Genomic DNA, 26,019 nt, shown 5'->3' on the forward strand with positions numbered 1-26,019 from the left:
TGCATTTTCATCACTGTTGATGGGGGCTATGGCCCCCATTTTTATTGGCTAAATAACTATGACTGATATCAGCCGTACACAGGCGTGGCTCGAAAGTCTGCGTCCTAAAACGCTTCCTCTGGCTTTTGCCGCCATTATCGTCGGTACCACGCTTGCCTGGTGGCAGGGTCATTTCGATCCGCTGGTAGCAGGTCTGGCGCTTGTCACCGCCGGGCTGCTGCAAATCCTCTCTAATCTCGCCAATGATTACGGCGATGCGGTAAAAGGCAGCGACAAGCCTGACCGCATCGGGCCGCTGCGCGGCATGCAAAAAGGGGTGATTACCCAGGCACAGATGAAGCGGGCGCTGATTATCACCGTGGTGTTGATTTGCCTGTCCGGGCTGGCGCTGGTGACGGTCGCCTCGAAAACCACCAGTGATTTCATTGGCTTCCTGGTGCTGGGCTTGCTCGCCATTATTGCAGCCATTACCTATACCGTCGGGACGCGTCCTTACGGGTATATTGGTCTGGGCGACATCTCCGTGCTGGTGTTCTTCGGCTGGCTGAGCGTGATGGGAAGCTGGTACTTACAGGCGCACACGGTGATCCCTGCCCTGTTCCTGCCGGCGACCGCCTGTGGTCTGCTGGCGACGGCGGTGCTGAATATCAATAATCTGCGCGACATCGATAGCGACCGCGAGAACGGTAAAAACACGCTGGCCGTGCGTCTGGGTCCGGTGAATGCACGCCGCTATCACGCCTGCCTGCTCATCGGCGCGCTGGTCTGCCTGGCGCTGTTCAATCTGAGTTCGCTGCACAGCCTCTGGGGCTGGCTGTTTGTGCTCGCCGCACCGCTGCTGATTAAGCAGGCCCGCTACGTCATGCGTGAACTCAGCCCGGCCGCCATGCCACCGATGCTGGAACGTACGGTAAAAGGCGCGTTACTGACTAACCTGCTGTTCGTCATCGGGATTGTCTTAAGCCAGACGCTGAGTTAGCTGACAAATATCAATTAACAATTGATGATTTTGCCAACAACGCATTTCGCACGATATACTGAACACATTCGCAGCAACAGAGCGTTAAACCTATGAAATACGATACCTCCGAGCTTTGTGACATCTACCAGGAAGATGTCAACGTCGTTGAACCCCTGTTCTCCAACTTTGGTGGACGGTCGTCGTTTGGCGGACAAATCATCACGGTGAAATGTTTCGAGGACAACGGGTTGCTGTACGATCTGCTCGAAGAGAACGGTCGTGGTCGCGTCCTGCTGGTGGATGGTGGCGGTTCAGTGCGCCGTGCACTGATCGATGCGGACCTCGCCCGCCTTGCGGTGCAAAACGAGTGGGAAGGGATTGTGGTCTACGGCTCCGTGCGCCAGGTGGACGATCTCGAAGACCTGGATATCGGTATTCAGGCCATTGCCGCCATTCCGGTTGGCGCAGCGGGTGAAGGCATCGGCGAAAGCGACGTGCGCGTCAATTTCGGCGGCGTGACCTTCTTCTCGGGTGACCACCTTTATGCTGACAATACCGGCATTATCCTTTCTGAGGATGCGCTGGATATTGAGTAGTTAATCGGTAAGCGAGATGCATAAAAAAACCGCCAACAGCAATGTGGCGGTTTTTTTGTCCCTCGGGATTCGCGGTCCGTTGGGTGATATTGCAACCTTTAACCAGGATTTTTATCTTACCCTGGTTCATTCCTCAGGTAACCCCTGTCGACCCTTTATAAATTCCTAATTATGTGTGGAAACCTTAACTCCGCAGCTGTTGCTCATTATGATGCTGTGTCCCTTTCCGCCATCTCGCAAATGGGCATCGGTCCAGGGAAAGGTGTATTCACAACCGTAAAGCAACCTTTAACCGGGCTTGTGTCCACCGACTTATCACCGGTGGTGAACGGTGGAGCGGTAAGCAGCAGGGACCGCATAATGAAACGCTATTTATGTATCGCGTTCATTGTCGCCAGCGTACTCGTTGTAAAGAGCGATGAACCTGTTGGGTTTGTTGCTTTTGCTACGACAGCGCAGGACAAGTAGCGTTAAGGCCGCCCAGGGCGGCCTTTTTTATGGTTTGATATCGGTTAGGGAAACCATAAAAAAGCCGGGTGGCGGCTTCGCCTTACCCGGCCTGTTCAATTCATTCCCTAAGGAAATCAAACTTCTTCCATACGTCCCAGCAGCGCCTGCAAGCGTTCCTGCCAGCCGTTCTGCTGTTCGCGCAGCTGGTTGTTTTCGCGCTCCAGTTCTTCACGGCTGTGCTGAGCATTCTGAACTTCCTGTGACAGGGAGTTGTTCTTTTCTTTCAGCTCTTCAATTTCCATTTGCAGCAGCGTGATGGTGTCAATCGCCTGCTGTACTTTCGATTCCAGTTTCTCAAACACTTCTAAAGACATGATCCTACCTCTCCTGAATTGCAAGGCGACGCTTTAACGTAAACGCGCACAACATATGTTCCGATTGTATGGAGCGCCGTCGCCCCTGTCCAGCGGCATGCCACGCAGATCGCGGTTTGCAACACTTTTCGGCCTCGTCCTGGTGCGTTCGCCGCATATACCCCTAAGTTGTTAACCCATAAGTTAAAGAAATGATTCAGCCCATAATCATTATCTGATGCAAAAACGCGCTTTATGGCGCGAAAACGCTCATTTTATTGACGCAGACCACACATTTAGATTTCGATATTTCTCGTTTGTGCTCGTTAACGATAAATTAACACTATGTCTACAGGGCATCGTGACTGTCACGGGCGGTCACGCAAACAATAAACATTACTCTTTTGCAGGATTCCGATTATGAGTCAGACATCAACCTTAAAAGGCCAGTGTATTGCCGAGTTCCTGGGTACCGGGTTGTTGATATTCTTCGGAGTAGGCTGTGTCGCAGCACTGAAAGTGGCGGGTGCCAGTTTTGGTCAGTGGGAAATCAGTATTATCTGGGGTCTGGGCGTGGCGATGGCCATCTACCTGACCGCAGGGGTTTCCGGCGCACATCTTAACCCGGCGGTGACCATCGCGTTGTGGCTATTCGCGTGCTTTGACGGACGCAAAGTTGTTCCTTTCATCATTTCGCAATTTGCCGGCGCCTTTTGCGCAGCGGCGTTAGTTTACGGGCTTTATTACAATCTTTTCATCGACTTCGAACAGACGCATCATATGGTGCGTGGCAGTGTCGAAAGTCTGGATCTGGCAGGCATTTTCTCAACGTATCCGAATCCGCATATCAATTTTGTGCAGGCGTTCGCAGTTGAAATGGTGATTACCGCTATTCTGATGGGCGTCATTATGGCGCTGGGCGACGACGGAAACGGCATTCCGCGCGGCCCGCTGGCACCACTTTTGATTGGCCTTCTGATTGCGGTGATCGGCGCATCCATGGGTCCGCTGACCGGCTTTGCGATGAATCCGGCGCGTGACCTGGGTCCAAAAACCTTCGCCTTCTTTGCGGGATGGGGCGATGTCGCCTTCACGGGCGGCAAAGACATTCCTTACTTCCTGGTTCCGCTGTTCGGGCCAATCGTAGGGGCGGCGCTGGGCGCATTCGGCTATCGCAAATTAATTGGTCGCCACTTACCGTGCGACACCTGTGTGGAAGAGGAGAAAGAGACGGCTTCCACCACACAACAAAAAGCTTCGCTGTAATCTGACTACGGGACACATACCATGACCGAAAAAAAATATATCGTTGCGCTCGACCAGGGCACCACCAGCTCCCGCGCTGTCGTAATGGATCATGACGCGAACATTGTCAGCGTGTCTCAACGCGAATTTGAGCAAATTTATCCGCGTCCAGGCTGGGTAGAACACGACCCGATGGAGATCTGGGCGTCGCAAAGCTCCACGCTGGTGGAAGTGCTGGCGAAAGCCGACATCAGTTCTGACCAGATTGCCGCTATCGGTATCACCAACCAGCGTGAAACGACTGTGGTCTGGGAGCGCGAAACCGGTAAGCCCATCTACAACGCCATTGTCTGGCAGTGCCGTCGTACGTCAGAGATCTGCGAACAGCTGAAGCGCGAAGGAATGGAAGAGTACGTGCGCAGCGCCACCGGCCTGGTGGTTGACCCGTATTTCTCCGGCACCAAAGTGAAGTGGATCCTTGACCACGTGGAAGGTTCACGCGAGCGCGCACGACGTGGCGAGCTACTGTTCGGCACCGTCGATACCTGGCTTATCTGGAAGATGACTCAGGGACGCGTTCACGTTACCGACTATACCAACGCCTCGCGCACCATGCTGTTCAACATCAACACCCTTGAGTGGGATGACAAGATGCTGGACGCGCTGGACATTCCGCGCGCGATGCTGCCAGAAGTCCGTAAGTCTTCTGAAGTATACGGCCAGACCAACATTGGCGGTAAAGGTGGCACCCGTATTCCTATCGCCGGTATCGCCGGTGACCAGCAGGCGGCCCTGTTCGGCCAGCTGTGCGTCAAGGAAGGGATGGCGAAGAACACCTACGGCACCGGTTGTTTTATGCTGATGAACACCGGCGAGAAAGCGGTGAAATCAGAAAACGGTCTGCTGACCACCATCGCCTGCGGCCCGCGCGGCGAAGTGAACTATGCCCTGGAAGGCGCGGTATTCATGGCGGGTGCTTCCATTCAGTGGCTGCGCGACGAGATGAAGCTGATCAGCGACGCGTTTGACTCCGAATACTTCGCGACCAAAGTGAAAGACACCAACGGCGTGTACGTGGTGCCAGCGTTCACCGGTCTGGGCGCACCGTACTGGGATCCGTATGCCCGCGGCGCGATTTTCGGCCTGACGCGCGGCGTGAACTCAAACCACATCATTCGCGCGACGCTGGAATCCATCGCCTACCAGACGCGCGACGTGCTGGAAGCGATGCAGGCTGACTCCGGCATTCGTCTGCACGCCCTGCGCGTGGACGGCGGTGCGGTCGCGAACAACTTCCTGATGCAGTTCCAGTCCGACATTCTGGGCACCCGCGTTGAACGTCCTGAGGTGCGAGAAGTGACGGCGCTGGGCGCGGCGTATCTGGCAGGTCTGGCGGTTGGCTTCTGGCAAAACCTCGACGAGCTTCAGGAAAAAGCGGTTATCGAACGCGAATTCCGTCCTGGCATCGAAACCACCGAGCGCAACTACCGCTACAGCGGCTGGAAGAAAGCGGTGAAACGTGCCCTGGCGTGGGAAGAGCACGACGAGTAATCCCCCTCACCCTAACCCTCTCCCCTTAGGGGAGAGGGAACTCGTAACCCCACTCTGTGATAAACTTCGTGCAATTCCTTTTGATTGTACGAGTACCTCATGAAACGTGAACTTGCTATCGAGTTTTCCCGCGTCACCGAAGCTGCCGCCCTCGCAGGCTACAAGTGGCTGGGCCGTGGCGACAAAAATACCGCAGACGGCGCTGCCGTCCACGCCATGCGCATTGTGCTTAATCAGGTCAATATCGATGGCACTATCGTCATTGGCGAAGGCGAAATCGACGAAGCGCCGATGCTCTATATAGGTGAAAAAGTCGGGACGGGCAAAGGCGATGCGGTGGATATCGCGGTCGACCCGATTGAAGGCACGCGCATGACGGCGATGGGCCAGGCCAACGCGCTGGCGGTACTGGCGGTGGGCGATAAGGGCTGCTTCCTCAACGCCCCCGATATGTATATGGAAAAACTGATCGTCGGTCCTGGCGCTAAAGGCGCTATCGACCTTAGCCTGCCGCTGGACGCCAACCTGCGCAATATCGCTGCGGCGCTGGGTAAAGCGCTCAGCGAACTCACCGTGACCATTCTGGCGAAACCGCGCCACGACGCCACCATTGCGTACCTGCAAGCGCTCGGCGTACGCGTGTTTGCTATTCCGGATGGCGACGTTGCCGCCTCTATTCTGACCTGCATGCCTGACAGCGAAGTCGACGTGCTTTACGGCATCGGCGGCGCGCCGGAGGGTGTGGTCTCTGCGGCAGTGATCCGCGCGCTGGACGGCGATATGCAGGCGCGTTTGCTGCCACGCCATGAGGTCAAAGGCGACAGCGACGAGAACCTTCGCATTGGTGCAGACGAACTGGCGCGCTGCGCGGCGATGGGCATCGAGGCCAATAAAGTGCTCGCGCTGAACGAGATGGCCCGCAGCGATAACGTGGTCTTCTCCGCAACCGGCATCACCAAAGGCGATCTGCTGGACGGCATCACCCGCAAGGGCAACATGGCCACCACTGAAACCCTGCTGATCCGTGGTAAATCCCGCACCATTCGTCGCATTAAGTCCATTCATTATCTCGATCGTAAAGATCCGGACGTACAGACGCACATTCTGTAAAACCGTTTGATCGATAGAGCTTTCCGGCCCGAATGGGCTGGAAATGTTTCCCGCAAGTACGGAAGATAGAAGAGAGAAACAGCACAGGAGAAGATCATGGCGGACTGGGTAACAGGTAAAGTCACAAAGGTACAGTTCTGGACCGATGCGCTATTTAGCCTCACGCTGCACGCTCCCGTTCATCCGTTTACTGCCGGGCAGTTTGCCAAGCTCGGGTTGGATATCGACGGTGAACGCGTACAGCGCGCCTACTCTTACGTTAATGCGCCTGATAACCCGGACCTTGAGTTCTATCTGGTCACCGTCCCGGACGGTAAGCTCAGCCCACGCCTCGCCGCGCTGAAGCCGGGCGATGAAGTGCAGATTGTCTCCGACGCGGCGGGGTTCTTCGTGCTGGATGAAATCCCCGACTGTGACACGCTCTGGATGCTGGCGACCGGCACGGCCATTGGCCCGTATCTTTCCATTCTGCAATACGGCAAAGATCTGGAGCGCTTTAAAAATATCGTGCTGGTTCACGCCGCGCGCTACGCCGCAGACCTGAGCTATTTGCCGCAGATGCAGGCGCTGGAACAGCGATATGGCGGGAAGTTAAAAATTCAGACGGTGGTCAGCCGCGAAACCGCAGCCGGCTCGTTAACCGGTCGCGTTCCGGCGTTGATTGAAAGCGGCGCGCTGGAAGAAGCGGTGGGTTTACCGTTGAATACCGAAACCAGCCATGTGATGCTGTGCGGTAACCCGCAGATGGTACGCGATACGCAGCAGTTGCTGAAGGATACCCGGCAGATGACGAAGCACCTTCGCCGCCGGCCGGGCCACATGACCGCCGAACACTACTGGTGATCAGCGGTACTTCACCTCAAGGGTATCTTTTCCATATTTGTTCTCGCTCTGGGTGCCGATAAACGCGCCCAGTTCGACAACCATCATTACAAAGATAACCGTCGGCAGCAGTCTGCCCACCACCCATGGGAGGATTGAGGGCAGCATTGACCAGTTCCCCGCCACCAGCATCCACGCCAGAATAATCAGGAAAGCCCATGCGCCGGAGCGGCCACGATCGTGCAGACGTTTCACCACTACGGCGGCGGTTGGCCACAGTAAACAGACCAGCGCAAATGCCGCCGTTTGCGTGCTCAGCCATGCGTTGTAGGCAACAAAAAACAGAAGCAGCATGGCGACAACCCACGTTGCAATCCAGATCCAGAAGTCACGGCGTCCAATACGCCCTTTGAATGAAAACAGCCACTGCTGTATGGTCATGTAAGGTTCCTTATTATTGTTTAGCCCGCATTTTACCCTGGAGTTGTGACCTTTTGACAAGCCGACCAGATATCGTTTTAATCATGGGCAATGACGGCCAGGGGCAATGTTGATGAAAAGTTCGGCACACTCTCTTTATTTGTGTTTAGCGATGCTGAGCGCCAGTTTTTCCCTGTATGCCTCGGAAACGGCTTCCCCGGTCACCGCCCCCTATCTTCTGGCGGGCGCCCCCTCTTTCGATCAATCTATCAGCCAGTTCCGCGAAGCCTTCAACAAAGAAAACCCCTCACTTCCGCTGGGAGAGTTCCGTGCGATTGACAGCGCCCGCGATACGCCGACCCTGACCCGCGCGGCCAGCAAAATTAACGAGAATCTGTATGCCTCTACCGCCCTTGAGCGCGGAACGTTAAAAATCAAAAGTATGCAGATCACCTGGCTGCCGATTCAGGGGCCAGAGCAGAAAGCGGCGAAAGCGAAAGCGCTGGAGTACATGAGCGCTATTCTGCGCGCCTTTACCCCCACCTTCACGAAAGCGCAAAGCCAGCAAAAGCTGCAAAAACTGCTTACCGCCGGGAAAAACAAACGCTATTACGCCGATACGGAAGGTGCCGTTCGCTATGTCGTCGCAGATAACGGCGAAAAGGGGCTGACCTTCGCGGTTGAACCGATTAAGCTGGCCCTATCAGACGCACTCGAGGGGGCGAATTAATGACAAAAAGCAAAGCCTTTCGAGGGAAAATCTCTATACTGATTCACAGACCATGCTGCCCGACAGGGCGGCCATATTCCTTAATTCGCTTATTGAGCGTGGAGAATTGAAATGCGACATCCTTTAGTGATGGGTAACTGGAAACTGAACGGCAGCCGCCACATGGTAAACGAACTGGTTGCTAACCTGCGTAAAGAGCTGGCTGGCGTGACCGGCTGCGCGGTTGCTATCGCTCCGCCGGATATGTACCTGGATCTGGCTAAACGTGCCGCTGACGGCAGCCACATCATTCTGGGCGCGCAGAACGTTGACGTTAACCTGTCTGGCGCGTTCACCGGTGAAACCTCCGCTGAAATGCTGAAAGATATCGGCGCGAAATACATCATCATCGGCCACTCCGAGCGTCGCATCTATCACAAAGAATCCGATGAGTTCATCGCGAAGAAATTCGCTGTGCTGAAAGAGCAGGGTCTGATCCCGGTTCTGTGCATCGGTGAAACCGAAGCAGAAAACGAAGCAGGCAAAACCGAAGAAGTGTGCGCACGTCAGATCGACGCTGTGCTGAAAACCCAGGGCGCGGCAGCGTTCGAAGGCGCGGTTATCGCTTACGAGCCAGTCTGGGCGATCGGTACCGGCAAATCTGCAACTCCAGCGCAGGCACAGGCGGTGCACAAGTTCATCCGTGACCACATTGCAAAAGCAGACGCGAAAGTGGCTGAGCAGGTCATCATCCAGTACGGCGGTTCCGTTAACGCATCAAACGCAGCTGAGCTGTTCACCCAGCCAGACATCGATGGCGCACTGGTTGGCGGCGCATCCCTGAAAGCAGACGCTTTCGCGGTGATCGTTAAAGCGGCAGAAGCGGCTAAGCAGGCGTAATTGCCTTTGTGGCGGGTGGCGCTTCGCTAACCCGCCCTACAAACGACCTAACACGCTAAACCACAAATAATCCAGCGGCAGCAGCACCAGATACGTCGCAATCGCCAGCGCCAGACAGAGCAGCATCCCCGCCTTCGCAGGCACTTTCCCTAAGCCCATCGCCACCACAATCGGCGACGCCTGATACGGCAGCAGCGGCGTGGAATACCCCAGCACCTGAATCATGATCACCGACAGCAGCGGGAAGCCGGTCGCGTCGGAGAAGCTCTGCGCCAGCGTGGTGTACAGCGCAGGAACGCCGTTGGCGGTCATAATGAAGTTGAGCGCCGTGGTGATCCCCGTCAGCGCCAGGAAGCTGGTAAACGGGCGGTCTGCATCCAGCGGCATGATATGGAGCAACGCCTCGCCTACGGCCGCACCGATACCGGTCTGCGTCACCGTAATGGCCAGCCCGAGTATACCCGCGACGTAAATACAGGTGCGCATATTCACCCCCGCCGAGAACTCCTCCCCGGTGATAAAACCGATGCGCGGCAGCATAACGATGACCGAGGCCGCCAGCCCCGTCCACGCTGGCCCAACGCCATGCCAGCTCTCCGTCACCCACATCGTCAACACCACCGCCAGCAGCCAGGCGAGTCGTTTTTCGTCACGCCCCATCGGTTCCGATGGCGCGAGATCCTTCGCCGGTTTCGGGTTGCCGGGGAACAGCCAGCAGATCAGGCCAATCAGAATCAGGCCTTTGAGAATACCCAGCACCGGGGTGTGCAGCAGCAGATACGGGACATAGTTGAGGTGGATACCGTATGAGCCTTCCGCCGCGCCGCTCATCACCAGGTTTGGCACGTTGGCGGGCAAAATAGTGGCCGAGAGCTGGAAGGTGCCAAACCCGACCGCCAGCGCCAGGCCAAACCAGGCCCGCGAGCCATCAGGAATGCCGGCCCGCTTCGCCATCGCGGCGACAATCGGCATCAGCAGCGCAATACGTCCCATGTTCGACGGCATCACGAATGCCAGGGCATAGCTCAGCAGCACAACGCTCGCCACCATCAGCACCCAGGAGTCGGTAAGCTTTGCCGACAGCGCCTGGGCGGCCCTGTCCGCTAGGCCAGTTTTCCGAATCGCCACACCCAGCACAAAGCCGCTGAACACCAGCCAGAAGGCAGACGAGGCGAAGCCGCCGAAGATCACTTCCGGCGGGGCGATTCTGGCGGTCATCGCCGCCGTGAAAAACAGCAGCGCGGTGATAAATTCCGGCAACAGCGACGTCGCCCACAGCACGATGGTGACGCCGACGATCAGCGAGGGAAGCAGCAGAGGATGCGTTAACCAGAGCGACATACCTGTCTCCTGTAGAATTTTTCAGCAAGTCTACGGCGACAGGCAGGGCGAGTAAACGCTATTTATGGTGGGGTCACTTCAGGATATCGCATTGATGATCCTGCAATTCCTCAGCCGACGCGCGGTTAAAGGTAAGCAGGTTACGCTCTGTCGCCAGCAATACAAACGAGCCGTCCGACTGCTGCGCCATCGCCAGCGCGAAGCGTCCCATATGATCGCGGGCTTCCGGCAGCTCTTCCGCCAGCATCATAAACGGGCTGCGCTGCACCAGTTCGTTCTCCGTCACCCGACGGGCAAGGTATTCATGCCCTTCCAGCCCGCCCGGAAGCGGTAACCACTGGGTGCTGATTTGCCCCTGCGACGCGTTCAGCTTCTCGCGCACGTCTGGGCGCAGACAGGAGATGTGGATATGAAAATGGTTTTGCGTGCGCCCGGTCGGGGAGTTGATGGTCAGCGAAACGGCGCTGTCAGGCACGTCGGCCCCCCGTTTCATGCTCATAAAATGACGAGACTGCCATGCCAGCCAGAAGAAATTCGGTGTCTGCGGCTCAGTCAGCAGCGGGCTTTCGGTGCCGTTGATACGGTACGTGGGCATCAGCAGGTATTGCAGCGGCCCGTTGCGGTCCTTGAACACCACGTAGCCCGCATCTGGCTTCACCTGCGCACACGGTGCCGGGTTACGGTTATGCAGCTGGTTGGGCACACACTGGTCGAGAACGATATGACGCAACGCATTCGGATTACCCGCTTTCATCCAGTACACGCCGCCTGCGGCAAGGGCGATAACGATCAGAATCAGTAAGATAATTTTTTTCACAACGCGTTCCCTGTTTTCAATAGAGGCAAAAGAGTAACGCAAAATGATGACCAAATAAAAAACCCGGCGGATTTCTCACACCGGGTTACCGTGTCGTTCTTTGTAAAACGCTTAGCGCTTGCTGATCTGGTCGAAGGTGCCGCCGTTAGAGAAGTGCTCTTTCTGCGCTTTGGTCCAGCCGCCAAACACATCATCAATAGTGAACAGCTTCAGTTTCGGGAAGGCGTTTTCGTATTTCTTCGCGACGGCCTCATCGCGTGGGCGGTAGAAGTTTTTCGCCGCAACTTCCTGCCCTTCAGGTGAGTAGAGGTACTTCAGATAGGCTTCCGCCACCGCTTTGGTGCCCTTCTTATCAACAACCTTATCGACGACGGAGACGGTCGGCTCAGCCAGGATCGATTCGCTCGGGGTGACGATCTCGAACTTGTCTTTACCCAGCTCGTTGGTCGCCAGCAGGGCTTCGTTTTCCCAGGCGATCAGCACGTCGCCAATGCCGCGTTCGACGAAGGTGTTGGTTGCGCCGCGCGCGCCGGAGTCCAGCACCTCGACGTTTTTAAACAGTGCTTTGACGAAGTCCTGTGCTTTGGCCTGATCGCCGTTGTTGTGGTGCAGCGCGTAGCCCCAGGCTGCCAGATAGTTCCAGCGTGCGCCGCCGGAGCTTTTTGGGTTCGGGGTAATGACAGACACGCCTGGCTTAATCAGGTCGTTCCAGTCCTTAATCTGTTTCGGGTTGCCTTTACGCACCAGGAAGACAATGGTCGAGGTGTATGGCGCAGAGTTGTCCGGCAGACGCTTGATCCAGTTTTTGTCGATACGGCCACGCTCCGCGATCGCGTCCACGTCATAAGCCAGCGCCAGGGTCACCACGTCGGCTTCAATACCGTTGATCACCGATGTCGCCTGCTTACCGGAACCGCCGTGAGACTGGCGAACCACCACGTTATCGCCGGTTTCCTGTTTCCAGTGCGCCGCGAAGGCTTTGTTGTACTGGTCGTATAGTTCACGCGTCGGATCGTACGACACGTTCAGTAACTGAATGTCCTTTGCCAGAACGCTGGTCGATGCCAGCAATAATGTTAACCCCACGCCCCATTTATTCATCGCCCAGCTCTCTTGTGTAGTGTTTTGATGAATGCAGCGTGCCAGAAAGCTAACCGATGATTAAAGAATAAAAAAAGATTGGCTATAACGTGCAGGAATAAAAAAAGTGAATGAGCGGCCTGATGCCCTCACCCCAACCCTCTCCCACGGGAGAGGGAGCAACCATAAAAAACGGTAACCCAAGGGTTACCGTTTTGCATTTACCTTGCCGCCACCGGGCAACAGAGCCAATCAGTACAGTTTTTTCGCGCAGTCCAGCCAGTCACCTTTGAACGGACGCTTCATGTTTTCAATGGCATCGATGATGTCATGGTGAACCAGTTTCTCGTTCTGAATACCGACGCAGCGGCCGCCGTGGCCCTGAAGCAGTAGCTCGATCGCGTACGCGCCCATGCGGGACGCCAGGATACGGTCGTACGGGCCTGGGGAACCACCACGCTGAATGTGACCCAGAACGGTCGCGCGGGTTTCGCGTTTGGTTTCGGTTTCGATGTACTTCGCCAGCTCGTCAACGTCACAGATGTGCTCGGTGATAGCAACGATGGCGTGTTTCTTACCTTTCGCGATACCGGCTTTGATTTCAGCGACCAGATCTTCACGGCTGAATTCCACTTCCGGCACCACCACGAACTCACAGCCACCGGCAATTGCCGCCGCCAGAGTCAGGTCACCGCAGTAACGGCCCATCACTTCAACAATAGAAATACGCTGGTGTGAGGAAGAGGTGTCACGCAGGCGGTCAATCGCTTCCACAACGGTACCCAGCGCGGTGAAGTAACCGATGGTGTAGTCGGTGCCTTTGATGTCGTTGTCGATGGTGCCAGGCAGGCCGATGCACGGGAAGCCCATTTCAGTCAGACGTTTTGCACCCATGTACGAGCCGTCGCCGCCGATAACCACCAGCGCATCCAGACCCCGTTTTTTCATGTTTTCGATAGCCACTTCACGGATGTGTTCGTCACGGAATTCCGGGAAGCGCGCAGAACCGAGGAAAGTACCGCCACGGTTGATCATGTCAGACACGCTGTAGCGGTCGAGCTGAACCATGCGGTCTTCATACAGACCCAGGTAACCGTCATAGATACCAAAAACTTCCAGACCTTCCGTCAGCGCTGCACGGACAACCCCACGGATTGCCGCGTTCATGCCCGGCGCATCACCGCCGCTTGTCAACACACCGATTTTCTTAATCATGACTACCTCTGAACTTAGGAATGCAAAATTGAAATCTGCTGCCGGAAGAAACTGTTCAACCGTCGAATACTGCAAATAGTATATCAATCCCTTCCAGCTGAATTGATTCAGGTCAGGCCATATGGTGGTAATTTATCCACAAAATGCTGCTCTGGCTCACTTTTTTACAACGAATTACGAAAGCTCAAAACGCCCTGGGTACGACAGAGCACGGATCCTGATGAATAATGACGTCTGACCCAGGGAAACGCTGCAAAATCGCCTGCTCCACCTGTTCAGCGACCATATGCGCCTGAACCAGTGGCAGGTTGTCTTCCATTTCCAAATGAATCTGAATAAAGCGGGTCGGCCCTGACTGCCGCGTACGAAGATCGTGAGCACCACTGACGCCAGGCCAGTTGGTCACGATGGCATAAATTTCATCACGTTCTGCGTCCGGAAGCGCACGGTCAAGAAGCGACTGCACCGCGTCATACCCCATCCGCAACGCGCTGTATAAAATATAGATCCCTATCCCTAACGCAAACAACGCATCGGCCCGATGCCAGCCATACCAGGCCAGACCGAGCGCAATAAGAATAGCCCCATTCATCATAACATCAGACTGATAATGAAGCATATCGGCCCGTACAGCCTGGCTTTGTGTTTTGCGTACAACCCAGCGCTGGAACGTTACAAGAACAAGTGTGCTTATAAGTGCAACTACCGTTACGACCACGCCAACGCCCGGATCGTTCATCGGAGAAGGCGAAATAAGGTGCTGAATGCCGGTCAAAAACAGGAAAAGGGCGGAGCCCGAAATAAACATGCTTTGTGCCAGCGCAGCCAGCGATTCCGCTTTGCCGTGGCCAAACGTATGCTTTTCATCCGCCGGTTGCAGCGAGTAGCGCACCACCAGCAGGTTGGTCAGCGAGGCGGCAATATCCACCAGTGAATCCACCAGCGCCGCCAGAATACTGACCGACCCGGTGTACCACCACGCGAAAATTTTAATGATCAGCAAACACGACGCCATCACCGTCGCGGCTATTGCGGCCCGGCTTACCAGCCGTCCATAGGATTGATTCATAAACACTCCTGTCATGCCATGGCGCTAGTATAACGGATGGTGGTGGAGTGAAAGGATGAATAAAGCGTTAACAAACCTGAACGATGGGCAAAAAAAACCCCCACATCATGTGGGGGAAGACAGGGATGGTGTCTATGGCAAGGAAAACAGGGTTTACTGGTTACTACGGGTACTGCTATTGCTACTGAAAAGCGTCATATCTGAGCTTCGCTGCATCCGTGCAACCTCACGCAACTGGTTCATCCGTTGCTGATGTTTGGTATTCAAAACCGCTTGCTGCTCGGGCGTTAGCAGGTGGAACATCTGGTTGCGAACCTTCGCCATCTCTACCTGGCGGGCAACCTGTTCCTGCGCCATTTTTTCGGCCTGAGCGCGTACAGCGCTTTCGTCAAAATTTTCTGCGGTGACAAGGCGATGCATTGTCTCCATTTCGCTAACATTAACAGGGGGCTGGTCGTGTCTTGCCCTCTGCATCAGATCTCGCATCTGTTGACGCTGATGTTCGGTTAAACTTATGCCGTCAAACATATGGCTTTGGCTGCTGTGCTGCGTTGCGCCCTCTGCTGAGGAACCGTTATCGCTGATGATAGCTACAGCAGCCTGGCTAAACGCACTGAAGGCCAGCGTTGAGGCCATGACGGCAGCGGTAACTTTGCGCATCACTTGCTCCCAAAATCTTTCGTGTCGCGATTCAACGAGAGACAGTCTACGATTCAGGCTGCAAACATGCGTCAGGGGGTGTAAAACAACGTAAAGTCATGGATTAGATAGCCTTGATGTCGTAATTTCTGCCTCGGAGGTATTTAAACAATGAATAAAATCCTGTTAGTTGATGATGACCGAGAGCTCACATCTCTTTTAAAGGAGTTGCTCGACATGGAAGGTTTCAACGTCCTGGTTGCCCATGATGGGGAACAGGCGCTGAGTCTCCTTGACGACAGCATCGATTTACTTTTGCTCGACGTCATGATGCCGAAGAAAAACGGTATTGATACGTTGAAAGAGCTTCGCCAGACACACCAGACCCCCGTCATTATGCTGACCGCACGCGGCAGCGAGCTTGACCGCGTACTCGGCCTTGAGCTGGGTGCGGATGACTATTTACCTAAGCCGTTCAACGACCGTGAACTGGTGGCCCGTATTCGCGCGATCCTGCGCCGCTCTCACTGGAGCGAGCAGCAGCAGAATACCGACAACAGCTCGCCTACGCTGGAAGTAGACTCCCTGAGCCTGAACCCGGGCCGCCAGGAAGCGAGCTTCGACGGTGAAACGCTGGAGCTAACCGGCACCGAGTTCACCCTGCTGTATCTGCTGGCGCAGCATCTCGGCCAGGTGGTGTCGCGTGAACACTTAAGCCAGGAAGTGCTGGGCAAACGCCTCACCCCGTTTGACCGCGCCATCGACATGCATATCTCGAACCTGCGCCGTAAGCTGCCGGAGCGTAAAGACGGTCATCCCTGGTTCAAAACCCTGCGTGGTCGTGGTTATCTGATGGTTTCCGCTTCATGATAGGCAGCTTAACCGCCCGCATCTTCGCCATCTTCTGGCTGACGCTGGCACTGGTTTTAATGCTCGTTTTGATGTTGCCAAAACTCGACTCACGCCAGATGACGGAGCTACTCGACAGCGAGCAACGTCAGGGCGTGATGATCGAGCAGCACGTGGAAGCGGAGCTGGCAAACGATCCGCCGAACGATTTAATGTGGTGGCGCAGGCTGTTTCGCGCTATCGACAAGTGGGCGCCCCCCGGACAACGTCTTTTACTGGTCACCAGTGAAGGCCGCGTGATTGGGGCCGATCGCAATGAAATGCAGATTATCCGCAACTTTATTGGCCAGGCGGATAATGCCGATCACCCACAGAAAAAGAAATATGGTCGGGTAGAGATGGTCGGTCCTTTCTCGGTGCGGGATGGGGAAGACAATTACCAGCTCTATCTGATTCGCCCTGCGAGCAGTTCCCAGTCCGACTTTATCAACCTGCTGTTTGACCGTCCGCTTTTGCTGTTGATTGTCACGATGCTGGTCAGTTCCCCGCTGCTGTTATGGCTGGCGTGGAGCCTGGCGAAACCGGCGCGTAAGCTGAAAAATGCGGCGGACGAAGTGGCGCAGGGCAACCTGAGGCAGCATCCGGAGCTGGAATCCGGGCCGCAGGAGTTCCTGGCCGCCGGAACCAGTTTTAACCAGATGGTCTCTGCTCTTGACCGCATGATGACCGCGCAGCAACGCCTGCTGTCGGATATCTCCCACGAGCTGCGGACGCCGCTCACGCGCTTACAGCTGGGTACCGCCCTGCTGCGCCGCCGCAGCGGCGAGAGCAAAGAGCTGGAGCGTATTGAGACGGAAGCGCATCGCCTGGACAGCATGATCAACGATCTGCTGGTGATGTCGCGCAATCAGCAGAAAAACGCGCTGGTGAGCGAAACGGTGAAAGCCAATCACCTCTGGCATGAGGTGCTGGACAACGCGGCGTTCGAAGCGGAGCAGATGGGCAAATCGTTCACCGTCAACTTCCCGCCGGGCCCGTGGCCGCTCTACGGTAACCCCAACACGCTGGAAAGCGCGCTGGAGAATATCGTGCGTAACGCCCTGCGCTATTCGCACACGAAGATTGAAGTGGCGTTTTCGGTGGATAAAGACGGGATTACCGTCATTGTCGATGACGATGGTCCTGGCGTCAGCCCGGAAGATCGCGAGCAGATTTTCCGTCCGTTCTACCGCACCGACGAGGCGCGCGACCGTGAATCTGGTGGTACGGGGCTAGGTCTGGCGATTGTTGAAACCGCCATGCAACAGCACCGTGGCTGGGTGAAAGCCGATGACAGCCCGCTGGGCGGGCTGAGGTTAACGCTATGGCTGCCGCTGTATAAGCGTTCGTAACCGTATGTGCCGGGTGGCGGCTTCGCCTTACCCGGCCTACTTTCTACGGAACCTCTTTCCCCCACAATCTCCGCGAACTGCTCTCGATCTTGCCGCTTAACCGCCGCTTCTGCATCGTTCTGGTCCAGCTGGTGGATAATCCCGCCGCTGACAGCAGGCGGTGATACTGCTCGTCATCAAACGGCATATGCCAGGCAATTGCGCAGGCCTCGTATACCGACACCTCACTCAAGCGCGAAGCCAGCTCAAGCGGCGCATCCGCCGAAACCTGTCCCGCCTGCACAACGCGATACAGCCAGCCGGTTTTACCCGCGTTTTGCAGCTGGGCCGACATATCCTGAATGCCGAAATGGTAATTAAGCTTAAAGCACGGTGAGCGCGGCTGGGTGACCTGAATCAAAGCATCGCCCCAGCGGTAAATATCGCCGATAAAGACGTTCTTCTCCGTCAGCCCCTCCGTTGAGAGATTTTCGCCAAACGCGGGGGCGACGAAGAGGTCCGCCTGTTCAGGAAATTCGGCTTTCCAGTGCTGATAGTGCTCGCGCGGATAGTGGCACAGCGCGCGATCGGGCCCGCCGTGGATTTTCTTTTCAGCCTGCTGGTCACCCGCAAGCCCGAGATCGGTCAACGTCAGCTCACCGTCGACCTGCACTTTGGCGATGGCGCTCGGGCGGCTGCCTTCGTACTCCCTTACCTTGCCTGTAAACACATTCACCGGGTAATGCATCTCCACTCCTTCAGATACAAAAAAAGCGAGTCATCAGACTCGCTTCTCACAGGCGTCAATGCAACCTTATTTTTTAGCGGCGAAACGCGCTGCTGCTTCGTCCCAGTTCACTACATCCCAGAAGGCTTTGATGTAGTCAGGGCGACGGTTCTGGAACTTCAGGTAGTAAGCGTGTTCCCACACGTCCAGACCCAGAATTGGGAAGCCGGATGCGCCAGAGATAGCTTCACCCATCAGCGGGGAGTCCTGGTTAGCGGTAGAAACGACCGCCAGTTTGTCATCTTTCAGGACCAGCCACGCCCAGCCAGAGCCGAAACGGGTTGCAGCGGCTTTTTCGAATTCCGCTTTGAAGTTGTCAACGGAACCGAAGTCACGCTCGATAGCCGCTTTCAGGTCGCCCTGAAGGGTGGTGCCGGTTTTCAGGCCTTTCCAGAACAGGCTGTGGTTAGCGTGACCGCCCGCGTTGTTGCGCAGCACGGTTTTCTTGTCTGCCGGCAGCTGGTCCAGTTTGGTGATCAGCTCTTCAACAGGCAGATTAGCGAACTCTGGCAGGCTTTCCAGCGCAGCATTCGCGTTGTTCACATAGGTCTGGTGGTGTTTAGTGTGATGGATTTCCATCGTCTGCTTGTCGAAATGCGGTTCCAGTGCGTCGTAGGCATACGGCAGGGATGGCAGTGTATAACTCATAATCCTCTCCATTATTGTCGGGCGGCACAGCTGTTAATGCCGCGTAAGCAGTTGGTTCATTATAGTTAATTAAATGATATTGAAAATGATTATCAATGCCGTATTTTTTATAAGGTTATTAGATTTTTGATAAATGACAAAATTGTGAGTCTGCTCACGTGCTTAACGTGGTGATTGCCATCCTGAACAAAAGTGCGGCAACCTTCTGAAGGTTCCCAAACCGCCTCATTTTTACACTCATCAAGTCGGCGGGAAGCCTCCGGCTATAAAAACGATGAGGATGTAAAAATGAATCATGCGATTACGATGGGTATTTTCTGGCATTTGATAGGCGCGGCCAGTGCAGCCTGTTTCTATGCCCCGTTTAAAAAGGTGAAAGGCTGGTCATGGGAAACCATGTGGTCCGTTGGCGGCACCGTGTCCTGGCTGATTTTGCCGTGGACAATCAGCGCCATGCTGCTGCCCGATTTCTGGGGCTACTTCTCCTCCTTCAACGCCTCCACCCTGCTGCCGGTATTCCTGTTCGGCGCGATGTGGGGCATCGGTAATATCAACTACGGCCTCACCATGCGCTACCTAGGCATGTCGATGGGGATTGGCATCGCGATTGGCATTACGCTGATTGTTGGCACCCTGATGACGCCAATCCTCAACGGCCACTTCGACGTGCTGATCAACACTCAGGGCGGGCGAATGACGCTGCTGGGCGTGCTGGTGGCGGTGATCGGCGTGGGCATCGTCACCCGCGCAGGCCAGCTGAAAGAACGCAAGATGGGCATCAAAGCCGAAGAGTTCAACCTGAAGAAAGGGCTGCTGCTGGCGGTGATGTGCGGCGTATTCTCGGCGGGCATGTCGTTCGCCATGAACGCCGCCAAACCGATGCACGACGCCGCTGCGGCGCTGGGCGTCGATCCGCTGTACGTTGCCCTGCCAAGCTACGTGGTGATCATGGGCGGCGGCGCGCTGGTAAACCTCGGCTTCTGCTTCATTCGTCTGGCAAAAGTGAAGAACCTGTCGGTAAAAGCCGACTTCTCGCTGGCAAAACCGCTGATCGTCACCAACGTCCTGCTCTCCGCCCTCGGCGGTCTGATGTGGTATCTGCAATTCTTCTTCTACGCCTGGGGTCACGCCAGTATTCCGGCGCAGTATGACTACATGAGCTGGATGCTGCACATGAGCTTCTACGTGCTGTGCGGCGGGCTGGTTGGGCTGGTGCTGAAAGAGTGGAACAATGCCGGGCGTCGTCCGGTTGGCGTGCTGAGCCTGGGCTGTGTGGTGATTATCATTGCGGCCAATATCGTCGGCCTCGGCATGGCGAACTGATTACGCTGCCTTTCGACTGCGATGACGCCACTGAACCGGCGTCATCCCCACCTCACGGTTAAACACCACCGAAAAGTAGTTACTGTCCTCAAAGCCGCAGCGCATCGCCACTTCACTCACCATCAGCTCCGTATGCTGTAACAGGTACTGGGCGTGGCAGATGCGCAGCTGGCGCAGATAGTGGTTGACCGTCATCCCCGTCTGGGTGCGGAACTGCTGGCGCAGCGCGCGCTCGCTGCACTGCTCCTGCTCGCAGAATTTTTCCAGCACGAAACTCTTGTTCAGACTGCCCGCAAGCCGGGTGATGAGCTTATCCAGCAGCGCTTCCTGCGTGGTAGCAGAGGGATTATCCGTAGCGTAACGATGCCGCTTCAGGGTCATCACCAGCTGGGCAAAAAGCAGCTCCGACATCTGGTTTGCCACCGGATCGCTCTTCTGGCTCTCCTGCTCCAGCTGGGAAATCGTCTGGCGCACCTGAGCCATGCCGTTGCTGCTTAAGCGCCAGTGCGGTTCGCCTCTGGCATCATGAAAACCGGGGATATTGCCCGCCCAGTCGACATTCAGTTTAAGTCTGTCGGGGCAGTAGATGACGTTCTGCAACACCAGATCGTTAACCGAGGCGTAGGAGTGTTTGTCTTCAGCGCGGATGTAGAACAGGTCTCCGCGCGTGATGCGGTAGGGGCGGTCGTTGAGGACGTGCAGGCCGTTGCCTCGCCATACCAGCACCAGCTCGCAAAACTCGTGGGTGTGCTCGGCAAAGACGTTTTGCGGGTAGCGGTCGGCCACCGCGACGGCCTGACTCGCGGAGGCAAAAAAATCATCTTTGCGAAGAATGAGCTGAGCAGCCACACCACAACCTCTACGGCGAATAACCGGACATTATTAGCCTTTTTGCAGCAAAAAAACGGTGACTGCCCTCGCGTTACTGAAGCAACGCGTCTTTCCCCTGACGAATATCGCGCGGCGACCAGTTAAACTCCCGGCGAAAAAGCGTCGAAAAGTGGTTACTGTCGCCGAATCCGCAGCGATAGGCGATATCGGTGACGCTTTCGTCGGTATGACGTAAAAGGTGCCGCGCTTTGATCAGGCGCAGACGGTTGAGGTAGCGCTGCGGCGTCAGCCCGGTATGCTGCTTGAGCTGACGATGCAGCGTGCGCAGCGAGAGCGAAAAGTCATCCGCCAGCGTTTCCCAGCAGACATCTTCGGCAAAATGATCTTCCAGCCAGGCCATCAGCTGATTCAGGCGCGCGTCGTTATTTTCCAGCCCTTCCACCAGGCTGCTGCGCCGCAGCAGCACCAGCAGCTGCATAAACAGCAGCTCGCGGGTAGCAATGGCGTGCGTCTCCTGTCCATCCTCGCTCTGCTCCATCTGGCTCACCAGCTGACGCACCTGCTGCAACGTGGACTGATTCACCCGCCAGTGCGAGGGGTAGTGACCGTCCTTCTCCTGCGGCAACAGCTGATTCAGCCCGGAGAGAAACTGGAACGCATCCGGAGAACGATAGAGCACATTGGTCAGGCAAAGGTTGTCGGTATGTTCATACAGGTGCCTGTCGTGATCGCGCACGAAGCACACCGTACCGCCGCTGATGGTATACGGCTGACCGTTAAACACGTGGATGCCCGTTCCGTGCTCAACAATCACAATTTCATGAAAATCATGATGATGCTCCGGGAACGCAGCCTGAGGCAGCCGTGGCTCAATCGCGACCGGCGAAGCCCCCGAAGGAAAAAAATCGACGCTGTGCAGTACGGTCATAACGGCCCCCACCAATGAGAAAAGTTCTCAAAATAGTAATTAAGGCCTTCCACGCTCACCTTAAATTTTTGACAGCAAACCGCGCAAAAGCTGTCGGTTTTTCAAGAAACAGACGGAAAGATCAGGAAATGCGGTCAGCGTCACACTGCCTGCAAACCCCGCCATTACTGGAAACTGTGAACTCCCTCACGTTCATCTTTGCTTTCTTGCCAGCGCGAGATTTGGGCTGTCAGTGGCGAGAAGGTGGCTATTTCTTCCCTTTCTTACACTCCTCGCTAATGACTTAAGAAAGGACCCGACCATGACTTTTCGCCATTGTGTGGCTGTCGATTTAGGCGCATCCAGCGGCCGTGTAATGCTCGCCACCTGGGACTGCGACCTGCACACCCTTACGCTTCGCGAAATGCACCGTTTCGCCAATTGTCTGCAAAAACAGGACGGTTTTGTTACCTGGGATATCGACGCCCTGGAAGCAGAGATCCGCACCGGACTTCACAACGTCTGCGAAGACGGTATTCGCATCGACAGTATCGGTATTGATACCTGGGGTGTGGATTACCTACTGCTGGACAGTCACGGCGAACGCGTCGGCCTGCCCGTCTCCTACCGCGACAGCCGCACCGATGGGCTAATGGCGCACGCCATTGCCCAGCTTGGCAAGGAGAACATCTATGGTCGCAGCGGCATTCAGTTTCTGCCGTTTAACACGCTGTATCAGCTGCGCGCGGTGGTTGAGCAACAGCCAGAGCTGGTCGAAAAGGTGGCGCATGCGCTGCTGATCCCGGACTACTTAAGCTACCGTCTGACCGGCAACATGAACTGGGAATACACCAACGCCACCACCACGCAGCTGGTTAACATCAACACCGATAACTGGGATGAACATCTGCTGGCCTGGACGGGCGCCTCGCCGTCCTGGTTCGGCGCGCCAACCCATCCGGGCAATGTGATCGGCCACTGGCTTTGCCCGCAGGGGAATGAAATCCCTGTTGTCGCCGTCGCCAGTCACGACACCGCGAGCGCGGTCATTGCCTCGCCGCTCGCCGGCAAAGACGCGGCGTACCTCTCTTCCGGCACCTGGTCGCTGATGGGCTTTGAGAGCAAAACACCCTACACCAGCGATGCCGCACTGGCGGCGAACATCACTAACGAAGGTGGCGCCGAAGGGCGCTACCGGGTGCTGAAGAACATCATGGGCCTGTGGCTGCTCCAGCGGGTGCGGAAAGAGCAGAACATCACCGACCTGCCCGCGCTTATCGCGGAAACCGAAACGCTGAAGGCCTGCACCTTCCTGATTAACCCGAACGACGACCGCTTTATCAATCCGGCGCACATGAGCGCTGAAATCCAGGCCGCCTGTTTTGAAGCGGGACAGCCGGTACCTTCCCGCCCCGCCGAGCTGGCGCGCTGCATTTTTGACAGTCTCGCCCTGCTCTATGCCGACATCCTGAGCGAGCTGGCTGACCTTCGCGGCAAACCGTTCACGCAGCTGCATATCGTGGGCGGCGGCTGCCAGAACCAGCTGCTGAACCAGCTCTGCGCGGATGCCTGCGGCATTACCGTGGTGGCAGGTCCGATTGAAGCCTCCACGCTCGGCAATATCGGCATTCAGCTGATGACCCTGGACGAACTTTCAAACGTCGACGATTTCCGTTCGGTGGTGACGGCGAATAACAGCCTGACCACCTTCACCCCCCATCCCTGCCATGAAATTGCCCGCTACCGGGCGCAGTTTCAGCAAAAACGACTGACTAAGGAGCTTTGCGCATGACCACTCAACTTGAACAAGCCTGGGACCTGGCTAAACAGCGTTTCGCCGCCGTCGGCGTGGATGTCGAAGAGGCGCTGCGCCAGCTCGACCGTCTGCCCGTCTCCATGCACTGCTGGCAGGGTGATGACGTTGCTGGCTTCGAGAACCCGGGCGGTTCCCTGACGGGGGGGATTCAGGCCACGGGTAACTATCCGGGCAAAGCGCGCAACGCCACCGAACTGCGTGCGGATCTGGAGCTGGCGCTGAGCCTGATCCCCGGGCCAAAGCGCCTGAATCTGCACGCCATTTATCTCGAATCCGACGAGCCGGTGGCGCGTAATGAAATCAAACCGGAGCACTTTACGAACTGGGTGGCGTGGGCGAAAGCCAACAAGCTGGGCCTGGACTTTAACCCCTCCTGCTTCTCGCACCCGCTGAGCGCGGACGGCTTTACCCTTGCGCACGTCAACGACGAAATCCGCCAGTTCTGGATCGACCATGTCAAAGCCAGCCGCCGCGTTTCTGCGTATTTCGGCGAGCAGCTTGGCACGCCGTCGGTGATGAACATCTGGATCCCGGACGGCATGAAGGATATCACCGTAGACCGACTGGCCCCGCGCCAGCGCCTGCTGGCCGCGCTGGATGAAGCCATCAGCGAGAAGCTGGACCCGGCGCACCACATCGACGCCGTCGAGAGCAAGCTGTTCGGCATTGGCGCCGAGAGCTACACCGTCGGCTCGAACGAGTTCTACATGGGTTATGCCACCAGCCGCCAGACCGCGCTGTGCCTGGATGCCGGCCACTTCCACCCAACCGAGGTGATCTCCGACAAGATCTCCGCCGCCATGCTCTTCGTGCCGCGCCTGCTGCTGCACGTCAGCCGTCCGGTGCGCTGGGACAGCGACCACGTGGTGCTGCTGGATGACGAAACCCAGGCGATTGCCAGCGAAATCATCCGCCACGACCTCTTCGACCGCGTACACATTGGCCTCGACTTCTTCGACGCCTCCATCAACCGCATCGCGGCGTGGGTTATCGGCACCCGCAACATGAAGAAAGCCCTGCTGCGCGCGCTGCTGGAGCCTGTCGCCGCCCTGAAACAGCTGGAAGAAAACGGCGACTACACCGCGCGCCTGGCGCTGCTGGAAGAGCAGAAATCCCTGCCGTGGCAGGCGGTGTGGGAGATGTACTGCCAGCGTCACGATGCGCCTGCGGGCAGCCAGTGGCTGGACAACGTGCGGGCATATGAGAAAGACGTTCTTGCCGCTCGTCAGTAAAAAACATTGCCCGGCGGCGCGTTGCTTGCCGGGCCTACAGGTAAAAGTAGGCCGGGTAAGCGTAGCGCCACCCGGCATTTTCAAAGGAAACACAGTATGCAGACCATCACCACCTCCTGGTTCGTCCAGGGCATGATCAAAGCCACCTCCGACGCCTGGCTGAAGGGCTGGGACGAGCGCAACGGCGGCAACCTGACGCTACGCCTGGACGATGCGGATATCGAACCGTTCGCAGCCGATTTCCACCAGAAGCCGCGCTATATCGCCCTGAGCCAGCCGATGCCGCTGCTCGCCAACACGCCGTTTATCGTCACCGGTTCCGGGAAGTTCTTCCGCAACGTTCAGCTCGACCCGCAGGCCAACCTCGGCGTAGTGAAAGTGGATAGCGACGGCGCGGGCTACCACATTCTGTGGGGGCTGACGGATGAGGCGGTGCCAACCTCTGAGCTGCCGGCGCACTTCCTCTCCCACTGCGAGCGCATCAAGGCGACCAATGGCAAGGACCGCGTGATCATGCACTGCCACGCCACCAACCTGATCGCCCTGACCTACGTGCTGGAAAACAATTCTGATTTCTTCACCCGCAAATTGTGGGAAGGCAGCACCGAGTGTCTGGTGGTGTTCCCGGACGGCGTCGGCATTCTGCCGTGGATGGTGCCGGGCACCGACGAAATCGGCCAGGCAACCGCGACGGACATGCAGAAACATTCACTGGTGCTGTGGCCGTTCCATGGCGTCTTCGGCAGCGGCCCGACGCTGGATGAAACCTTCGGCCTGATCGACACCGCCGAGAAATCCGCGGAAGTGCTGGTGAAGGTCTATTCCATGGGCGGCATGAAGCAGACCATCATCCGGGAAGAACTGATCGCCCTGGGTAAACGCTTTGGCGTCACCCCCATGCAGTCGGCGTTAGATTTGTACCAATAACAACATCGCGCCCCGCTCACCGAGACGGGGTGAAAACCACCTGCAATCCCT

At 56.5% G+C, this 26,019-nt stretch carries 26 protein-coding genes; 14 read left to right on the plus strand and 12 right to left on the minus strand.

Features of this window, described 5'->3' with window-relative positions:
- The first annotated feature begins 52 nt into the window (after window positions 1-52).
- Window positions 53-979 (plus strand): 1,4-dihydroxy-2-naphthoate polyprenyltransferase, encoded by a 927-nt coding sequence (gene menA, locus AC4OVU_RS21735; RefSeq protein ID WP_085929678.1) that lies wholly within the window; start codon window positions 53-55, stop codon window positions 977-979.
- Between the two features lie 92 nt (window positions 980-1,071).
- Window positions 1,072-1,557, plus strand: coding sequence for a ribonuclease E activity regulator RraA (rraA, locus tag AC4OVU_RS21740; protein ID WP_003862032.1), 486 nt, complete (start codon window positions 1,072-1,074; stop codon window positions 1,555-1,557).
- Between the two features lie 584 nt (window positions 1,558-2,141).
- On the opposite strand, the gene zapB is transcribed toward rraA, so the two are convergent.
- Entirely contained in the window at window positions 2,142-2,381 is a 240-nt protein-coding gene (gene zapB, locus AC4OVU_RS21745) for a septal ring assembly protein ZapB (protein WP_003862031.1), read from the minus strand.
- 399 nt (window positions 2,382-2,780) lie between these two features.
- Here zapB and AC4OVU_RS21750 point away from each other — a divergent pair, with 399 nt between their 5' ends.
- The 4 genes from AC4OVU_RS21750 to fpr all read left to right on the plus strand — a co-directional run bounded on the left by AC4OVU_RS21750 (window position 2,781) and on the right by fpr (window position 7,109).
- Window positions 2,781-3,626 carry an MIP/aquaporin family protein gene (locus AC4OVU_RS21750; protein WP_015569943.1) on the plus strand — a complete coding sequence of 282 codons (846 nt, stop codon included), beginning with the start codon at window positions 2,781-2,783 and terminating at the stop codon, window positions 3,624-3,626.
- Between the two features lie 21 nt (window positions 3,627-3,647).
- Window positions 3,648-5,156, plus strand: a complete 1,509-nt coding sequence (gene glpK / locus AC4OVU_RS21755) for a glycerol kinase GlpK (protein WP_006808669.1) — start codon at window positions 3,648-3,650, stop codon at window positions 5,154-5,156.
- A gap of 99 nt (window positions 5,157-5,255) precedes the next feature.
- On the plus strand, window positions 5,256-6,266 hold the full coding sequence (glpX, locus tag AC4OVU_RS21760) for a class II fructose-bisphosphatase (protein WP_015569942.1): 1,011 nt from the start codon (window positions 5,256-5,258) through the stop codon (window positions 6,264-6,266).
- A 96-nt stretch (window positions 6,267-6,362) separates the two neighbouring features.
- On the plus strand, window positions 6,363-7,109 hold the full coding sequence (gene fpr / locus AC4OVU_RS21765; protein ID WP_110292380.1) for a ferredoxin--NADP(+) reductase: 747 nt from the start codon (window positions 6,363-6,365) through the stop codon (window positions 7,107-7,109).
- Here fpr and AC4OVU_RS21770 read toward each other — a convergent pair whose 3' ends face one another.
- On the minus strand, window positions 7,110-7,529 hold the full coding sequence (locus AC4OVU_RS21770) for a DUF805 domain-containing protein (protein WP_006808672.1): 420 nt from the start codon (window positions 7,527-7,529) through the stop codon (window positions 7,110-7,112).
- Window positions 7,530-7,641: 112 nt separating this feature from the next.
- Here AC4OVU_RS21770 and AC4OVU_RS21775 point away from each other — a divergent pair, with 112 nt between their 5' ends.
- Both AC4OVU_RS21775 and tpiA read left to right on the plus strand, forming a co-directional pair.
- Window positions 7,642-8,238 (plus strand): DUF1454 family protein, encoded by a 597-nt coding sequence (locus AC4OVU_RS21775; protein ID WP_064489291.1) that lies wholly within the window; start codon window positions 7,642-7,644, stop codon window positions 8,236-8,238.
- A 111-nt stretch (window positions 8,239-8,349) separates the two neighbouring features.
- Window positions 8,350-9,117 carry a triose-phosphate isomerase gene (tpiA, locus tag AC4OVU_RS21780; RefSeq protein ID WP_110292381.1) on the plus strand — a complete coding sequence of 256 codons (768 nt, stop codon included), beginning with the start codon at window positions 8,350-8,352 and terminating at the stop codon, window positions 9,115-9,117.
- A gap of 36 nt (window positions 9,118-9,153) precedes the next feature.
- On the opposite strand, the gene AC4OVU_RS21785 is transcribed toward tpiA, so the two are convergent.
- The 6 genes from AC4OVU_RS21785 to cpxP all read right to left on the minus strand — a co-directional run bounded on the left by AC4OVU_RS21785 (window position 9,154) and on the right by cpxP (window position 15,299).
- Complete coding sequence (locus AC4OVU_RS21785) at window positions 9,154-10,458, minus strand: SLC13 family permease (protein ID WP_045142630.1); 1,305 nt, start codon at window positions 10,456-10,458, stop codon at window positions 9,154-9,156.
- A 73-nt stretch (window positions 10,459-10,531) separates the two neighbouring features.
- Window positions 10,532-11,275 (minus strand): CDP-diacylglycerol diphosphatase, encoded by a 744-nt coding sequence (locus AC4OVU_RS21790; RefSeq protein ID WP_003862014.1) that lies wholly within the window; start codon window positions 11,273-11,275, stop codon window positions 10,532-10,534.
- Between the two features lie 111 nt (window positions 11,276-11,386).
- Window positions 11,387-12,376 (minus strand): sulfate ABC transporter substrate-binding protein, encoded by a 990-nt coding sequence (locus AC4OVU_RS21795; protein ID WP_045142629.1) that lies wholly within the window; start codon window positions 12,374-12,376, stop codon window positions 11,387-11,389.
- A gap of 231 nt (window positions 12,377-12,607) precedes the next feature.
- The gene (gene pfkA / locus AC4OVU_RS21800) at window positions 12,608-13,570 is read right to left on the minus strand and encodes a 6-phosphofructokinase (protein ID WP_003862009.1); all 963 of its coding nucleotides are present in this window, start codon (window positions 13,568-13,570) and stop codon (window positions 12,608-12,610) included.
- Window positions 13,571-13,754: 184 nt separating this feature from the next.
- Window positions 13,755-14,639 carry a CDF family cation-efflux transporter FieF gene (gene fieF / locus AC4OVU_RS21805; RefSeq protein ID WP_110292382.1) on the minus strand — a complete coding sequence of 295 codons (885 nt, stop codon included), beginning with the start codon at window positions 14,637-14,639 and terminating at the stop codon, window positions 13,755-13,757.
- Window positions 14,640-14,792: 153 nt separating this feature from the next.
- Window positions 14,793-15,299, minus strand: coding sequence for a cell-envelope stress modulator CpxP (cpxP, locus tag AC4OVU_RS21810; RefSeq protein WP_003862006.1), 507 nt, complete (start codon window positions 15,297-15,299; stop codon window positions 14,793-14,795).
- A gap of 150 nt (window positions 15,300-15,449) precedes the next feature.
- Here cpxP and cpxR point away from each other — a divergent pair, with 150 nt between their 5' ends.
- Together cpxR and cpxA are read left to right on the plus strand one after the other, a co-directional pair.
- Entirely contained in the window at window positions 15,450-16,148 is a 699-nt protein-coding gene (cpxR, locus tag AC4OVU_RS21815) for an envelope stress response regulator transcription factor CpxR (protein WP_003862004.1), read from the plus strand.
- A complete protein-coding gene (cpxA, locus tag AC4OVU_RS21820) occupies window positions 16,145-17,518 on the plus strand; it encodes an envelope stress sensor histidine kinase CpxA (RefSeq protein WP_015569937.1) in 1,374 nt (457 codons plus the stop codon). The genes cpxR and cpxA overlap by 4 nt, the downstream gene beginning before the upstream one ends.
- A 43-nt stretch (window positions 17,519-17,561) precedes the next feature.
- Here cpxA and yiiM read toward each other — a convergent pair whose 3' ends face one another.
- Window positions 17,562-18,245, minus strand: coding sequence for a 6-hydroxyaminopurine reductase (yiiM, locus tag AC4OVU_RS21825; RefSeq protein ID WP_017382697.1), 684 nt, complete (start codon window positions 18,243-18,245; stop codon window positions 17,562-17,564).
- 66 nt (window positions 18,246-18,311) lie between these two features.
- Entirely contained in the window at window positions 18,312-18,932 is a 621-nt protein-coding gene (gene sodA, locus AC4OVU_RS21830; protein ID WP_047736671.1) for a superoxide dismutase [Mn], read from the minus strand.
- 288 nt (window positions 18,933-19,220) lie between these two features.
- On the opposite strand from sodA, the gene rhaT reads away from it, so the two are divergent.
- Window positions 19,221-20,255, plus strand: coding sequence for an L-rhamnose/proton symporter RhaT (rhaT, locus tag AC4OVU_RS21835; protein WP_015569935.1), 1,035 nt, complete (start codon window positions 19,221-19,223; stop codon window positions 20,253-20,255).
- On the opposite strand, the gene rhaR is transcribed toward rhaT, so the two are convergent.
- Both rhaR and rhaS read right to left on the minus strand, forming a co-directional pair.
- Entirely contained in the window at window positions 20,256-21,104 is an 849-nt protein-coding gene (gene rhaR, locus AC4OVU_RS21840; protein WP_017382695.1) for an HTH-type transcriptional activator RhaR, read from the minus strand.
- Between the two features lie 73 nt (window positions 21,105-21,177).
- Window positions 21,178-22,014, minus strand: a complete 837-nt coding sequence (rhaS, locus tag AC4OVU_RS21845) for an HTH-type transcriptional activator RhaS (RefSeq protein ID WP_015569934.1) — start codon at window positions 22,012-22,014, stop codon at window positions 21,178-21,180.
- 301 nt (window positions 22,015-22,315) lie between these two features.
- On the opposite strand from rhaS, the gene rhaB reads away from it, so the two are divergent.
- From rhaB to rhaD, 3 genes are all read left to right on the plus strand, one after another.
- A complete protein-coding gene (gene rhaB / locus AC4OVU_RS21850) occupies window positions 22,316-23,785 on the plus strand; it encodes a rhamnulokinase (protein WP_110292383.1) in 1,470 nt (489 codons plus the stop codon).
- Entirely contained in the window at window positions 23,782-25,041 is a 1,260-nt protein-coding gene (rhaA, locus tag AC4OVU_RS21855; RefSeq protein WP_110292384.1) for an L-rhamnose isomerase, read from the plus strand. The genes rhaB and rhaA overlap by 4 nt, the downstream gene beginning before the upstream one ends.
- 96 nt (window positions 25,042-25,137) lie before the next feature.
- Entirely contained in the window at window positions 25,138-25,968 is an 831-nt protein-coding gene (gene rhaD / locus AC4OVU_RS21860; protein ID WP_110292385.1) for a rhamnulose-1-phosphate aldolase, read from the plus strand.
- The last annotated feature ends 51 nt before the right edge of the window (window positions 25,969-26,019 follow it).

Source organism: Enterobacter sp. 6722112, assembly GCF_058661685.1.